General features: G+C 71.4%; 12 protein-coding genes. 7 read left to right on the forward strand and 5 right to left on the reverse strand.

All coding sequences use genetic code 11. From position 1 onward, the window contains the following. Positions 1–12 precede the first annotated feature (12 nt). The gene (gene lexA, locus AB0H54_RS10880; RefSeq protein WP_355277648.1) at positions 13–729 is read right to left on the reverse strand and encodes a transcriptional repressor LexA; all 717 of its coding nucleotides are present in this window, start codon (positions 727–729) and stop codon (positions 13–15) included. Positions 730–959: 230 nt separating this feature from the next. Between lexA and AB0H54_RS10885 the strand changes: the two genes are divergently transcribed. The 3 genes from AB0H54_RS10885 to nrdR all read left to right on the forward strand — a co-directional run bounded on the left by AB0H54_RS10885 (position 960) and on the right by nrdR (position 3,506). Next, on the forward strand, positions 960–1,607 hold the full coding sequence (locus tag AB0H54_RS10885) for a hypothetical protein (RefSeq protein WP_357344670.1): 648 nt from the start codon (positions 960–962) through the stop codon (positions 1,605–1,607). A gap of 162 nt (positions 1,608–1,769) precedes the next feature. Then, a complete protein-coding gene (locus tag AB0H54_RS10890) occupies positions 1,770–2,978 on the forward strand; it encodes a hypothetical protein (RefSeq protein ID WP_357344672.1) in 1,209 nt (402 codons plus the stop codon). A 54-nt stretch (positions 2,979–3,032) separates the two neighbouring features. Next, positions 3,033–3,506 (forward strand): transcriptional regulator NrdR, encoded by a 474-nt coding sequence (gene nrdR / locus AB0H54_RS10895; RefSeq protein ID WP_355277642.1) that lies wholly within the window; start codon positions 3,033–3,035, stop codon positions 3,504–3,506. A gap of 12 nt (positions 3,507–3,518) precedes the next feature. Here nrdR and hrpA read toward each other — a convergent pair whose 3' ends face one another. Next, positions 3,519–7,721 (reverse strand): ATP-dependent RNA helicase HrpA, encoded by a 4,203-nt coding sequence (hrpA, locus tag AB0H54_RS10900; RefSeq protein ID WP_357344674.1) that lies wholly within the window; start codon positions 7,719–7,721, stop codon positions 3,519–3,521. Positions 7,722–7,913: 192 nt separating this feature from the next. Here hrpA and AB0H54_RS10905 point away from each other — a divergent pair, with 192 nt between their 5' ends. Together AB0H54_RS10905 and AB0H54_RS10910 are read left to right on the forward strand one after the other, a co-directional pair. Further along, positions 7,914–8,555 (forward strand): Pr6Pr family membrane protein, encoded by a 642-nt coding sequence (locus tag AB0H54_RS10905; RefSeq protein WP_357344676.1) that lies wholly within the window; start codon positions 7,914–7,916, stop codon positions 8,553–8,555. 54 nt (positions 8,556–8,609) lie between these two features. Beyond that, the gene (locus AB0H54_RS10910) at positions 8,610–9,833 is read left to right on the forward strand and encodes an aminotransferase class III-fold pyridoxal phosphate-dependent enzyme (RefSeq protein WP_357344678.1); all 1,224 of its coding nucleotides are present in this window, start codon (positions 8,610–8,612) and stop codon (positions 9,831–9,833) included. A 15-nt stretch (positions 9,834–9,848) separates the two neighbouring features. On the opposite strand, the gene AB0H54_RS10915 is transcribed toward AB0H54_RS10910, so the two are convergent. Then, entirely contained in the window at positions 9,849–10,340 is a 492-nt protein-coding gene (locus tag AB0H54_RS10915; RefSeq protein WP_357344680.1) for a GNAT family N-acetyltransferase, read from the reverse strand. A gap of 116 nt (positions 10,341–10,456) precedes the next feature. Here AB0H54_RS10915 and AB0H54_RS10920 point away from each other — a divergent pair, with 116 nt between their 5' ends. After that, positions 10,457–11,047: a DUF5134 domain-containing protein gene (locus tag AB0H54_RS10920; RefSeq protein WP_357344682.1), complete on the forward strand. Its 591-nt coding sequence runs from the start codon at positions 10,457–10,459 to the stop codon at positions 11,045–11,047. A gap of 58 nt (positions 11,048–11,105) precedes the next feature. Beyond that, the gene (locus tag AB0H54_RS10925; RefSeq protein WP_357344684.1) at positions 11,106–12,173 is read left to right on the forward strand and encodes a hypothetical protein; all 1,068 of its coding nucleotides are present in this window, start codon (positions 11,106–11,108) and stop codon (positions 12,171–12,173) included. A 2-nt stretch (positions 12,174–12,175) separates the two neighbouring features. Here AB0H54_RS10925 and AB0H54_RS10930 read toward each other — a convergent pair whose 3' ends face one another. Then, on the reverse strand, positions 12,176–12,877 hold the full coding sequence (locus AB0H54_RS10930) for a PhzF family phenazine biosynthesis protein (protein WP_355277625.1): 702 nt from the start codon (positions 12,875–12,877) through the stop codon (positions 12,176–12,178). Positions 12,878–12,993: 116 nt separating this feature from the next. Next, positions 12,994–13,533 carry a carboxymuconolactone decarboxylase family protein gene (locus tag AB0H54_RS10935; RefSeq protein WP_355277623.1) on the reverse strand — a complete coding sequence of 180 codons (540 nt, stop codon included), beginning with the start codon at positions 13,531–13,533 and terminating at the stop codon, positions 12,994–12,996. Positions 13,534–13,561 lie beyond the last annotated feature (28 nt).

The following is a 13,561-nucleotide window of genomic DNA, read 5'->3' on the forward strand; positions in this document are numbered from 1 at the left end:
CACGGCCACGGCTCAGATCTTGCGGATGACGGTGACGACCTTGCCGAGAATTTGCGCGTCGTTGCCCGGAATCGGTTCGAAATGCGGGTTGTGCGGCATCAGCCACACGTCCTTGCCGGTGCGCTTGAACGTCTTCACCGTCGCCTCGCCGTCGATCATGGCCGCGACGATGTCGCCACCCTCGGCGACGTTCTGCTGCCGGACCACGACCCAGTCGCCGTCGCAGATGGCCGCGTCGACCATGGACTGGCCGACGACCTTGAGCAGGAACAGCGAGCCGTCGCCGACGAGCTCGCGGGGGAGCGGGAAGACGTCCTCCACGGCCTGCTCGGCCAAAATCGGCCCACCGGCGGCGATCCGGCCGAGCACCGGAACGAATGTCGGCGTCGGCCTGCTCGCGTCGACCTCGTCGGGCGCGTCGACGGGGAGGGTCGTCACCGAGCGAACCGCCTCGTCCAGGCCGCGAACGTTCACCGCGCGCGGACGATTCGGGTCGCGGCGCAGATACCCCTTGCGCTCGAGCGCGCGCAGCTGATGCGCCACAGAGGAGGTGGAGGTGAGCCCGACCGCGTCGCCGATCTCGCGGATGCTGGGCGGATAGCCACGCTCGGTCACCGAGGTGCGGATGACGTCGAGGACCGTGCGCTGACGCACGGTGAGATCCGCACCGGATCCCGATGTGACGGTGCCGGTAGCGCTTTCGTCACCCGTGTCGTCTGTGTGGGTCACCGTGTCCCGCCCTTCCGCTGGTCGATTTCGCCTTTCCGACGTTAGTCGTGCCACGCCGAAGTATCAAACATCTGTTCGAGCATGTCGGGCGTTTCGTGCTGACATCGCCTCCGCGGCGTGGTAGAAATCGAACATCAGTTCGTCGCACAGGTGTTCGAACAATGTGTGACACAGCGGCTTCACCAGCACTTCCTTCAGCAGCGGAGCACACCACCCCGGAGGTTCTTCCGATGAGCACAGCGACCAGCGCCCTGCGTTCCCACGACCACGCCGCCTACCCCGAGCCGATCGTCCGGCGTCGTCGCGACGCCCGCGCGCGACGGCCGTTCTCGCTCGTGCGTGGCGTCGGTGCCGGCTCGATTGTTCGTCGCCCGGCGCCGGTGCCGCCGCCGCTGGTGGCGCGTCCCGAGATCTCGCGCGGGCCCGCCACCGAGGTGTTCGCCGCGTACGGGACCGACGGTCTGGCCGCCGCGCGCGACGTGCTCGTCGCGGCGTCGGCGCGGCCGGTCGACGCCGACCTCGATCTCGCCTTCGCCACGGTGCCGCAGACGGAAGCGCCGCGCCGCACCCGCGAGCCCGTCCGGACTGAGCGGGGGCCGCGGCAGGCGGGCCGTCGCGCCGACGCGGCGCTGTACGACCGCGTGTCCGGCACTCGGCGGGCCGGGGGAGTGCATCCGGTGCGCCGGGTCGAACAGGCTCAGATCGGTTTCGCCGCACTGGCGGTGGCGGCCCTGGTGACGGCGATCGTCGTCGTGGCCTTCCTCGGTCTGGCGCACCTGCGTGCCGGGAGCTTCGGTGATCGGTTCGAGCCGGCGAATCCCGGGATTTCGCAGTCGGTGGACGCCGGAACGGGCGGACTGTCCGGGACAGTCAACTAGGGTGAAAAGTCCTGGACAGAAAGGGTTTTCGGATCGTCCGGGCAGCTCGGAAGATCAACGGCATCACCGAAAAGCGTCCCAGAACTAGAACGCGTTGCTACCGTGACGGGCATCCCGAACCGAGGCGGGTAGGGGCCTCGGCGTTACCGGTTGCGAGGTCATATGCGCCGCTCTTCGATCGTTGTGCTGCTCTGTCTGCTCCTCGGCGCGGTAGCGGCGCCACCGGCCGGCGCGGCTCCCGCGTACACCGGCTATCTCGATCTCCCCGCGCTCAACGCCGACGGCGAGTTCGGCGGCGGTCTGCATCCGGCACTGCCACTGACTGAGTCACCGCTGCGGGAAGCCCTGGCCGAGGCGCGCGCCGACGGCGTCGCGCCCGCGCGCTACGCGACCCTGCTGCACCAGTATTGGCTCGTGGTCGCCACCGACAACGCGGCCATCGATCTGGCCGCCTGGGAGCCCGCGCGCGGCGTCGCCGCCAATTCGGCCACCTTCAGCCAGGTGTACGTCAACTACTTCCGCATCGCCGCGGCCCGGCCCGACTTCTACTGGGCGGGCCTGGCCGGGATCGCGGGCGGCTCCTTCGCCTCCGGCTTCTTCGACGTCGGTGACATCGGCGCGGTGCTCTCGGTCGCCGGGATCCACGAACTCGGGACCGCCGTCGCCGAGCTGCTGCGGGCCACCCCGCCCGAACTCGTGGCCGAGGTGCCCGCCGACATCACCGGGCTGGCGCTGCACGGCCCGCGCCTGACCGCCGCCGACCTCGCCTGGTACCAGACCCGGCTGATGATCATGCAGAAGCACATCTTCACCGACCTGGTCCCGCAGCACGAGGTCTACCTGGCCGAGGGGATGGCGGGCATCGAGGAACTGTTCGCCGCGGGCGTGATCGACGACAGCATGCGCGCGGCCTGGGCGGGCATCGACGGCGGCACCGCGGCGGGCCGGGCGGACTCGCTGGTCCGGATGACCGACCGCGAACAGAACCACATCGTCGCCGACCAGTGGGATGTCACCGCGGCCGGTCGCGACGGCATGGGCCGGGTCCTCACCTACGTCACCACGGTGGCGGGCAAGCCCGCCGTGCCCGGCGTGCGCGCACCCGGCGTCTACGCGCCTGCGACGGTGCGCGCCGGCGGACTCGGCCTGCGGATGCCGCTGCCCGACTTCAACTGGGCCGACCGCGACGCGCGCTGGGCCTACATCACCGCGGACCTGGTGCCGCGCCATCTCGACCTCACCGCCGACCCGGCGCACGCGGTGTCGGTCTTCGCCGAACCCTTCCCCGCCAAGCTCACCCGGGGCCGGATGTTCGCCCGGTTGCCCGAGCTGATCGCGGACCTGACCACGCAGTGGCAGGTGGTGCAGTAGTGACAGGTATTCTGTCAAGTGCCATGGAGTGCGCCTCGACGAAGGAACCCTCGGATGCATTGCCCGTATTGCCGACACCCTGACTCGCGAGTCGTCGACTCGCGTGAAGTCGAGGAGGGTACGGCGATCCGCCGCAGGCGGTCGTGTCCGTCCTGCGGTCGCCGGTTCACCACCGTCGAGACCGCGATCCTGTCGGTGGTCAAGCGCAGTGGTGTCACCGAACCGTTCAGCCGCGAGAAGGTGATCGTCGGTGTCCGACGCGCCTGCCAGGGCCGCGAGGTCGACGACGACGCGCTCAACCTGCTGGCCCAGCAGGTCGAGGACGCGGTGCGCGCCAAGGGCTCTCCGGAGGTGCCCAGCCACGAGGTGGGCCTGGCCATCCTCGGTCCGCTGCGCGATCTCGACGAGGTGGCCTACCTGCGCTTCGCCTCGGTGTACCGATCCTTCACCAGCGCAGCCGATTTCGAGCGCGAGATCACCGAGATGCGCAAGGCGCGCGCGGCGGCCGTCGCGGCGCCGACCGACTGACCCGCCGGCCGGTCAGCGCCGGATCGCGCCGATCGCCTTCTCGATCCGCTTGGCCGACACCGGATACGGCGTGCCGAGCTTCTGCGCGAACAGGCTCACCCGTAGTTCCTCGATCATCCACCAGATCTCGGTGACGTCGCGGGCGTTGCGGCGGCCCTCGGGCAGGCTGCGGACCAGCTTGTCGTAGGCCGCCAGCATCCGGTCGACCTCGACCATGCCCTGGCGATCGCGCACGGCCGAGCCGGGCAGCGATTCCAGCCGCTGCGCCGCGGCGAGCAGGTAGCGGGGGAGTTCGCGCAGCCTGGCCCGCCCCCATTCGGCGACGAAACCGGGGAACAGCAGATCCTCGAGCTGCTGGCGGACATCGTCGGCGATATCGGTCTCGGTGGTGTCGGCCAGGGCCGCGCGGGCCCGGTGCGCGGCCGAGAGTACCGGCGCCACGGCCCGGATCAGCCCGGTGACGGCGCCGGCCAGCTGGGGCCGGACGGTGGCGACCAGCGCGTCGAACTCCGCCGGGGTCCGGACCGGTCCGCCCGCGGCGGCGATGAGCTCGTCGGCGGCGGCCACCCGGCAGTCCTCGACCAGCTTGTCCAGCGAGCCGTCGGGGTTCTGGCTCAAGGCAAGCCGGTCGGCGGCGGGCAGCCCGGCGGTGACCGCGCGGGTGGAGGTCGGGATCGCGGCGAGCAGCAGGGTGCGCACACCGGCGCGCATGGCGGCGGCCTGCTCGGCGGGCGAACTGAGCACCCGCACGGCCACCCCCTCGCCCTCGGGCACCAGCGCCGGATACCCGGTGACGGTCTGCCCGGCCACCTCGCGGCGCACGGTCGACGCGACCGAACCCAGTGACTCGGAGGTCCACACGGTGGCGGGCGCCCGCTCCGCGCCCGCCGTCGCCCGCGCCACCGAGGCCGACACCTGGGCGGCCAGCTGGGTTTTCAGCTGGGCGAGATTCTTGGACTTGGCGAGCACGGTGCCCCGGCCGTCGACCGCGGCGAAGGTCATCCGCAGATGATCGGGGAGCGTGGTGGGTGCGAGATCGTCGGCGGTGATGGTGACCGAACCCAGCCGGGACAGCTCCCTGGCCAGCCCGGTGCGCAGCGGCTCGGCGCGGGGGACCAGCTCGCGCAGCGCGGCCGCCGCGAAATCGGGAGCGGGAACGACCTGGCGGCGCAGGGTCTTCGGCAGGGTCTTGATGAACGCGGCGGCCAGTTCCTCCCGCATGCCGGGGACCAGCCAGTCGAAGCCGACGGCCCGCACGTGCGCGAGCTGCTCGACCGGGATGCGCACCGTCACCCCGTCGTCGTCCTGGCCGGGCTCGAACTGGTAGGTCAGCGGGAAGCTGAGCTCGCCCTGGCGCCAGGCGTCGGGGAAATCGGTCGGATCGAGCGCGGCGGCACCGGCGTTGACGACGGTATCGGTCGAGAAGTCCAGCAGGGCGGGATCGGTGCGTTCGGCCTTGCGCCACCAGCTGTCGAAATGTCGCACCGAGACGACGTCGGCGGGGACGCGCTGGTCGTAGAACTCGAAGAGCACCTCGTCGTCGACGAGGATGTCGCGGCGCCGGGCCCGATGCTCGAGGTCGGCCACATCGTCGATCAGCGCGCGGTTGCGGGCGAAGAAGCCGTGTCTGGTCTGCCATTCGCCCTGCACCAGGGCGTGCCGCAGGAACAGCTCGCGCGACAGTTCCGGATCGATCCGCCCGTAGTCCACGGGACGGCCGGTGACCAGCGGAACGCCGTAGAGCGTAGCCCGCTCGTAGGCCCGCGCCGCGCCCCGCTTCGACGACCAATGTGGTTCGGAGTAGGTGCGTTTCACCAGATCGCCCGCGAGCCGCTCGGCCCATTCGGGTTCCACCTTCGCCGCGATCCGACCCCACAGCCGCGAGGTCTCCACCAGCTCGGCCGCCATCACCCAGCGCGGCGGCTTCTTGGCCAGCGAGGACCCGGGGAAGATCATGAACTTGGCGTTGCGCGCGCCGAGGAACTCCCGCGACTCCGCCTCGCGCACCCCGATGTGCGACAGCATGCCCGCCAGCAGGGACTGGTGGATCTGCGCGCTCGGCCACGGCATGGCCTCCTCGGCCGTCGCGGCCGAATCCGCTGATCCGCGAGCGTCTTTCGCCGCTGTGGTGTCCGTCGCCGATCCCCGTTCCGGCCGCGCCCCGCGCCCGCGTCGGGACGAGCCGCGCTGTCGCGCCGACGACCGGTCACCCGCGTCGGCGGCCGACAGTGGCTGCGCGCGGTCGGCCGTGCGTCCGCCGTCGCGCCTGCCGCGCCGCGGGCTCGCACCGTCCTCGACCGCCGCGTCGACGTTCTCCCCGCGTGTGGCCCCGGCGTTCCAGCCGAGCCCACGGGTGATCGTGCGCAGCTGACCGTGCAGGTCCTGCCACTCCCTGATCCGCAGGTAGTGCAGGAACTCCTCGCGGCACATCCGGCGGAACTGGTTGGACGACAGCGACTTGCGCTGTTCGGTCAGGTAGTCCCACAGCCGCAGGTAGGCCAGGAAATCCGACCCGTCGACGGTGAACCGCGCGTGCCGGGTGTCGGCGGCCTGCTGGTGCTCCACCGGCCGTTCGCGCACGTCCTGGATGGACAGCGCCGCCACGATCACCAGCACCTCGTCCAGGCAGCCGTTGCGGTGCGCTTCGACGAGCATGCGCGCCATCCGGGGGTCGACCGGCAGCTGCGACATCTCCCGGCCGATCGGGGTGAGCGTGAGATGGCCACCCGAATCCGCTTCGCCGTCCACCGCTTTGGCGCTGCCGTGGGCCAGCGCGCCCAGTTCCTCGAGCAGCGCGATGCCGTCGCGGATGGCGCGGCGATCGGGTGCCTCGACGAAGGGGAAGCTCTCGATGTCACCCAGGCCGAGCGCTGTCATCTGCAGGATGACCGCGGCGAGATTGGTGCGCAGGATCTCCGGCTCGGTGAACGCGGGCCGCGACTCGAAATCGTCCTCGGAGTACAGCCGGATGCAGATGCCGTCGGCGACGCGGCCGCAGCGGCCGGAACGCTGCCGGGCCGAGGCCTGCGAGACCGGCTCGATCGGCAGCCGCTGCACCTTGGTGCGCATCGAGTAGCGGGAGATGCGGGCGGTGCCGGGGTCGACCACATAGCGGATGCCCGGCACGGTCAGCGAGGTCTCGGCGACGTTGGTGGCCAGCACCACCCGGCGGCCGGTGTGCGGGGCGAACACCTTGTGCTGCTCGGCCGCCGACAGGCGCGCGTAGAGCGGCACGATCTCGGTGCGGGGGAGTCTCAGGTCGCGCAGGGTGTCGGCGGTGTCGCGGATCTCGCGTTCGCCGGACAGGAACACCAGTACGTCGCCGTCGCCCTCGGCGAACAGCTCGGTGACCGCGTCGGCGATGGCGTCGGTGGGGTCGCGGTCGACGACGCGGGTGTCGTCCTCGTCGTCCTCGGCGCCGGGCAGCTCCAGCGACAGCGGGCGATAGCGCAGCTCGACCGGATACGACCGGCCCGACACCTCGACGATCGGTGCCGGCGTGCCCTGCGCGTCGGCGAAGTGGCGGGCGAACAGCTCGGGATCGATGGTCGCCGAGGTGATGATCACCTTGAGGTCGGGGCGCCGGGGCAGCAGCTGTTTCAGGTAGCCGAGCAGGAAGTCGATATTGAGGCTGCGCTCGTGCGCCTCGTCGATGATGATCGTGTCGTAGCGGCGCAGCAGCCGATCGCGCTGGATCTCGGCGAGCAGGATGCCGTCGGTCATCAGCTTGACCAGCGTGCGGTCCGAGGCCTGGTCGGTGAAGCGGACCGTGTAGCCGACCACGTCACCCAGCTCGGTGCCCAGTTCCTCGGCGATGCGCTCGGCGACGGTGCGGGCGGCGAGGCGGCGCGGCTGGGTGTGGCCGATGGTGCCGCGGATGCCGCGGCCGAGCTCGAGGCAGATCTTGGGGATCTGGGTGGTCTTACCCGAGCCGGTCTCGCCCGCCACGATCACGACCTGGTGCGCGGCGATCGCGGCGGCGATGTCGTCGCGGCGCGCGGAGACCGGGAGTTGTTCGGGGTAGGTGATCCGCGGAACCGCCGCGCGGCGATTCGCCACGCGGGTCTCGGCGGCGGCGATCTCCGCCTCGAGCGCGGGCAGATCCTCGGCGCGCGACCGGTCGAGCTTGCGCCGGAGCCGGTGTTCGTCGCGCAGCGAGACCTCCGCCAGGCGGGTGCGCAGCGCGCGGGTACCGGTGCTAGCTGTCCTGGTCATTGCGCCTACCAGCCTAGCGAAGGCCGCCACCGGTTTTCCCGGCACGCCGCCCACGGCCGGTGTCGCGGAGACCAACGACACACCGTCGGACCGGACCGTCGGCCCGCGCGTGTCTGGAACCGTCGCCGTAGATGCCGCGACGCGACGCCGCAGACCGGCGGTTTCGCCGTCGGGGCGTGCGATGATCCCGAGATGAGCGCAGCGGCGGGCACGGCGTGGTGGATCAGGGTTCTGCGGATCGGGTTCGGCATCCTCGGCGCGGTCGCGCTGCTGTGGATTCCGCTGCGCAACATCGACTCCGCGACGTTCTCGCTCACCAACTACCTGAGCTACTTCACGGTCGAGTCGAACATCCTCGGCGTGATCGTGCTGCTGGTCGGCGGATTCCTCGCCCCGCAGGGCCGTGGCTGGCAGCTGTTCCGTGGCGCGGCGACGCTGTACATGCTGATCACCATGGTCGTCTACGCGGTCCTGCTGTCCCGGATCGACGTGATGCTCAACGACAAGTGGATTAACGACGTCATGCATCGGTACCTGCCGCTGGTGCTGCTGCTGGACTGGGTGCTGGTGTCGATGCCGGAGCGGCTGCGGCCGAGTCCCGCGCTGGTCGGGCAGTGGCTGGTCTACCCGCTGCTCTACGGCGCCTACAGCTTGATCCGCGGCCCGATCGTGGACTGGTACCCGTATCCGTTCATCGATCCGCGCCAGCAGGGCTACCTGTCGATGGCGATCGGGCTGGTCGTGTTGTCGCTGGTGTTCGCCGTGCTCGCGGTAGCCATGGCGTCGCTGGGCGATCTGCGGGCGTGGTGGCGGGAGCGCGCGTCCGCGGATTGAGACATCCGCGAGTCCGGCGAGCGCGGCCGGGCCGGTTCGGGTAAGTGTGGAACCATGAATGCGCTCTGGCATGGATTCGCCGATATGGGTGCCGTCACTCGGGACGGTGCGTTCGTCGTCGCTCGCGGTGACGGCGCCTACGTCTACGACACCGCGGGCACGCGGTACCTCGACGCCACCGCCGGGCTCTGGTTCGCCAATGTCGGGCACGGTCGCGCCGAGATCGCCGACGCGGTCGCCGAGCAGTTGCGCACCATCGCGCACTACTCCAACTTCGGTGACCTCACCGAACCGCCGACCCAGGAACTGGCCGAGAAACTGTCGGCGATCGCGCCGGTGCCGGGCAGCAAGATCTTCTTCACCTCCGGTGGCTCGGACTCGGTGGAGACCGCCGCCAAACTGGCCCGCCGCTACTGGCACGAACTCGGCCGCACCGACAAGAAGATCCTGGTCGGCCGCCGCCTGGCCTACCACGGCATGCACTACGCGGGCACCTCGATCGGTGGTCTGGCCGGCAACCGGGAGGGGTACGGCGAGCTCGTCGCCGACACCCGCACTGTCGAGTGGGACGACGCGAAATCGCTGCTCGCCCTGATCGAGGACATCGGCGCCGAGCAGATCGCGGCCTTCTTCTGCGAGCCGATCATCGGCGCGGGCGGGGTGTACCTGCCGCCGGCAGGGTACCTGGCCGAGGTGCGCCAGATCTGCCGCGACAACGACATCCTGTTCGTCGCCGACGAGGTGGTCACCGGTTTCGGCCGGATCGGCGGCACCTGGTTCGCCTCCACCAAGTTCGCACTCGAACCCGATCTCGTCACCACCGCCAAGGGCCTGACCTCGGGCTACGTGCCGATGGGCGCGGTCTTCATCGCACCGCACCTGGCCGAGCCGTTCTTCGCGGGTGGCGTCTGGTGGCGGCACGGCTACACCTACGGCGGGCACGCGGGCGCGGCGGCCGCGGCGCTGGCCAACCTGGCCATCGTCGAACGCGAAGGGCTGCTCGAGGAGGCGGCCCGCCTGGAGAGCACCCTGCACACGCTGCTCGCGCCGCTGGCCGAGCATCCGCGTGTCGCCGAGGTGCGCAGTGGGCTCGGCGCGGTGGCCGCCGTGCAACTGGCCGACCCGTCCGAGGGTCCCGGCCTGGTGAAAACCCTGCGCGAGCACGGCATCTCGGGTCGCGCCGCCGGTCAGGGCGCCATGCAGATCTCGCCGTCGTTCGTGATGACCGACACGCAGGTCGCCGAGCTCGTCGAGGGCTTCACCCGCGCCCTGGGCTGAGCGCGGGGCCGGTGGCTAGAGGGCCAGCGTGAAGAACTGGCTGTGTGGATCGAGGACGTAGTCGGCGAAGGGCGCGCACTCGGTGAACCCGTGCCGTAGGTAGAGGCGGCGGGCGGGCGCGAAGTACGCGTTCGAGCCGGTTTCCAGGCTCAGCCGCGCGTAGCCGCGTCGTCGCGCCTCCGCGACGATGTCGGCCAGCACCCGCGCGGCGACGCCGCGGCCGGTGAACCCGTCGGCGGTGCGCATGGACTTGATCTCGCCGTGGCCCGCGTCGAGTTCCTTGAGCGCGCCGCAGCCGGCCAGCTCGGCGCCCGCCCAGGCACTCCACACCGTGACCGCGGGATCGCGCAGGGCGGCCAGGTCGAGGGCGTGCATGCTGTCGGCGGGGGAGTTGGCCGCCATCTCGGTGTGATGGCCGGTCAGCAGGTCGCGGATCGGGGCGTCGGAGAGGTCGTCGACCGTGACGCGCAGTGCCTGCGCCGAGGCCACGGAGGGTGCGTCGGACATCGGTCCATGATCCGTCATCTCCCGCGGGTGCTCTCGCCTGGGGGCAAACCCGCCCGCGGGGACGCCGGTCGATGCGAGCATGGGGTGCGCGGGTCTCGACTCGAAGGTGGTGGGGTGTGGCCGAATTCGTTGAGCACTATGCACTCGTCCGGTGGCCGGTGGTCGCCGCGTTCGTGCTCGCGACGATCATCGTCGCGCGGCGGTTGACCGGCCGGGTGGCGCCCGGGCACCGGGTCGACGCGGCCGCCGACAGCGCCCACCTGCTCATGTGCCTGGTGATGCTGGCCATGCTGATCTTCCCCGCCGCGACCCATCCGCTGGCCGTGCGCGGTGTCCTCACCGCGCTCACGGTCGCCTTCGCGATCCTGCTGGCCGAGCGCGTCGTCGTGCTGCGGGCGCAGGCCGCCGCGGGTCCGGACGGCGTCCTGGCGCTCGGCTATCACACCGTCGCCGCCGCGGCGATGCTGTACGCGATGGCCGGGCACGGCGGCGGGCACACGGTGAGTGGACCGGCCTGGCCCGCGCTGGCGCTGGCCGCGTTGTTCGCGCTGGACGCCCTGCTCGCGCTCGGTACCGTCGGTCACGGACCGCGCCCGCACCGGTTCGTCCACCCGGCCGGTGCCCATCCACTGAGCTCGGCGCTGATCCCCCATGTGGTGATGGATATCGGTACCGCCTTCATGCTGATCGCCGCGATCGGGCGGTGAATACCGATCCACAACCGCTCGCGCTGCGAATTGCCGTTGTGTGGACAGGAATTCGACGATGAACCGGCAGCGTGGTCCCGACCCGGCGGTCGGTGGCGTCGAGCGGTCCGTCCCCGACCTCCCGTCCGAGCCGGACGACCGCGAGGCGCTGCGCACCCTCTTCCGGGCCACCGGTGCGGCGGCCTTCGGGCTGGCGCTGCGGGTGCTGCACCGGCGGGGTGCGGCCGAAGACGTTGTCCGCGAGGGATATCGGCGACTCCGCACGACCCCGTGGACGGCCGACGCCGAGCCACCGGACCCACCGGCCGACCTCGCGGACGACCACGGTCCCGATCTCGGGACGCCATGGGGCCGTTCGGCATTCGTCGGTGGGCAGCGGCGGGACCCCGGCTCCGACACCGGCTTCGGCCGGGGCGCGGTCTACGGCCGCGACGGTTCCCGGGTCGGCGGCGACCTCCCGCCGGTGGGCGAGCCGGAACTGCCAGCGCCCTATCGGGGGCGCGGCGAACCGCAGTTCGACGCCGAGCAGACCTGGCTGCTCGCCCAGGTCCACCGGCTCGCGATCCAGCGACTGCGGCTGGACCGGCACGACCGCGACGACATGCCCTGGCTCGCCGCGTCGGCCCGGCTCGGCTTCGCCGATCCGCTCGACAGCCACTGCGAGGTGTTCGTGCTCGCCTACTACGGTGGGCGCACCTACCGGGCGATCGGGCGTGAACTGGGCCTGCGGGTCCCCGTCGTCACCCGGCTGCTCGCCGAGAGCGTGGAGCGGCTGGCCGAGCAGCGCACCATCCGCGTCGGCAGCACGCGGCACTGGTGTCCACCGGGCTCGGTGCTCGCCCTCGCCGACGCCTACGCCCTCGACGCGGTCGCCGAACTCGAACACCACCACATCGAGAACAAGCTGGCCACCATGACCACGCCCGGCCTCGCGCAGTTCGCCGACCGGGTCCGCGGCGTGCACGACGTGCTCGCGCGCCTGGCCGCCGACGACCAGCGCACCCCGCCCCGGCACCTGGAGACCCGCATCCTCGCCGACCTGGCCGGACCCGGCAGCCCACGGCGCGGGCACTGGACCGCCCGCCCACCCTGGCTACGCCGCTTCGGCGGCCCGCTGGGGAGCTGAGCTCAGAGCACCACCACGTGGTCCTCGGCGACCCGGCCACCGAGCCGCACCCAGCCGTCGGAATCCCATTCGGTGTAGAGCTGGGACCCCTGGCCCTGGGTCACCACCAGACCGCGGCGCAACTGGGCGGTGAGCGCGACCGCCGCCGCGCCGGTGGCCTCGTCCTCGGCGATGCCCATGGCGGGGGCGAACATGCGGGAGCGCAGGGCGCCGCGCGGTTCGTCGGTCCAGGTCCAGAAGTAGTGCTGGCCCGTGCTGAAGTCGTCGGGCCGCAGCAGCGCCAGTTCCTCGGCCGTGGCCAGCTCGTGGAAGGTGAAGTCGGGCGCCCATTCGGCGCGGGCGGTGATCCAGGTCAGGCCGTCGGTCTGGGCGACGGCGACGGGTCCCGCGGGGACCTGGAGGGTGTGTACCGGCGTGCGCTGCACGGCCAGCCACCACGCGGTGCCGACGCTCGGATGCCCGGCGAACGGCAATTCCACGGTGGGCGTGTAGATCCGGACGTCGGCGATCCCGTCCACGGGGTCCTGCACGACGGTGGTCTCGCTGAAGCCGAGCCGCGCGGCCAGCTCCTGCTTGTCGAGCGCGACGACGTCACCCGCGCGGGCGATGCCGAGCGCGTTGCCGAGCTGCCCGGCGGGGTCGGTGAACACTCGGACGACCTCGACCTGGATGTCCGGGGCATCGGGCACATCATGTGCGTTCATGATCGCGAGCCTACCGGCCGGTACGCGAGCCCGGCAGGATCGCGCGCCCGGTCGTGTCCTCGGGAAACGACCGCGGCCCCCGACCGGATTCCGGTCGGGGGCCGCGGGGCGCTACCTCAGACGGCGGCCGAGGCCAGGGCCTCGGTGGACTGCACCGCCTGGCCGACACCGGCGACGATGGCCGCCGCGCGCAGCGACTCGAAGATCACCTCGCGCGAGGCACCGGCCTCACGCAGCGTCTTCTCGTGCGCCTCCAGGCAGTGCGCGCAGCCGTTGATCGAGGAGACCGCGAACGACCACAGCTCGAAGTCGGCCTTGTCGACACCGGGGTTGCCGATGATGTTCATCCGCAGCCCGGCGCGCAGATCGTCGTAGCGGCCGTCCAGGAACGCCTTGCCGCGGTAGAACACGTTGTTCATGCCCATGATCGACGCGGCGCCCAGCGCGGCCTCGTAGGCCTCGGCGGACAGCACGTCGGCGGCTTCCTCGGCGATCTCGCGCAGCGTGGTGGCCGAGCGGGTCGCGGCGGCCGAGGCGAGCAGGGTGCCCCACAGCTGCTGCTCGCTGAGCACCGTGGTGCGCGCGATCGACGACAGATTGAGCTTGAGGTCCTTGGCGTACTCGGGGAGGGAGTTCTTCAGGTTCTCGATGCTCATGACAGTGGGGCTCCTCTGGGTGTTCGGT

Origin of the sequence: Nocardia sp. NPDC050718 (assembly GCF_040654235.1) — a bacterium.
In the GTDB taxonomy this organism is placed as follows: Bacteria; Actinomycetota; Actinomycetes; order Mycobacteriales; family Mycobacteriaceae; genus Nocardia.

Coding starts and splice junctions, on each gene's coding strand:
- AB0H54_RS10885 (WP_357344670.1), top strand. CDS start 960: ATGAGCACAGCGACCAGCGCCCTGCGTTCCCACGACCACGCCGCCTAC.
- AB0H54_RS10890 (WP_357344672.1), top strand. CDS start 1,770: ATGCGCCGCTCTTCGATCGTTGTGCTGCTCTGTCTGCTCCTCGGCGCG.
- nrdR (WP_355277642.1), top strand. CDS start 3,033: ATGCATTGCCCGTATTGCCGACACCCTGACTCGCGAGTCGTCGACTCG.
- hrpA (WP_357344674.1), bottom strand. CDS start 7,721: ATGACCAGGACAGCTAGCACCGGTACCCGCGCGCTGCGCACCCGCCTG.
- AB0H54_RS10905 (WP_357344676.1), top strand. CDS start 7,914: ATGAGCGCAGCGGCGGGCACGGCGTGGTGGATCAGGGTTCTGCGGATC.
- AB0H54_RS10910 (WP_357344678.1), top strand. CDS start 8,610: ATGAATGCGCTCTGGCATGGATTCGCCGATATGGGTGCCGTCACTCGG.
- AB0H54_RS10915 (WP_357344680.1), bottom strand. CDS start 10,340: ATGTCCGACGCACCCTCCGTGGCCTCGGCGCAGGCACTGCGCGTCACG.
- AB0H54_RS10925 (WP_357344684.1), top strand. CDS start 11,106: ATGAACCGGCAGCGTGGTCCCGACCCGGCGGTCGGTGGCGTCGAGCGG.
- AB0H54_RS10930 (WP_355277625.1), bottom strand. CDS start 12,877: ATGAACGCACATGATGTGCCCGATGCCCCGGACATCCAGGTCGAGGTC.
- AB0H54_RS10935 (WP_355277623.1), bottom strand. CDS start 13,533: ATGAGCATCGAGAACCTGAAGAACTCCCTCCCCGAGTACGCCAAGGAC.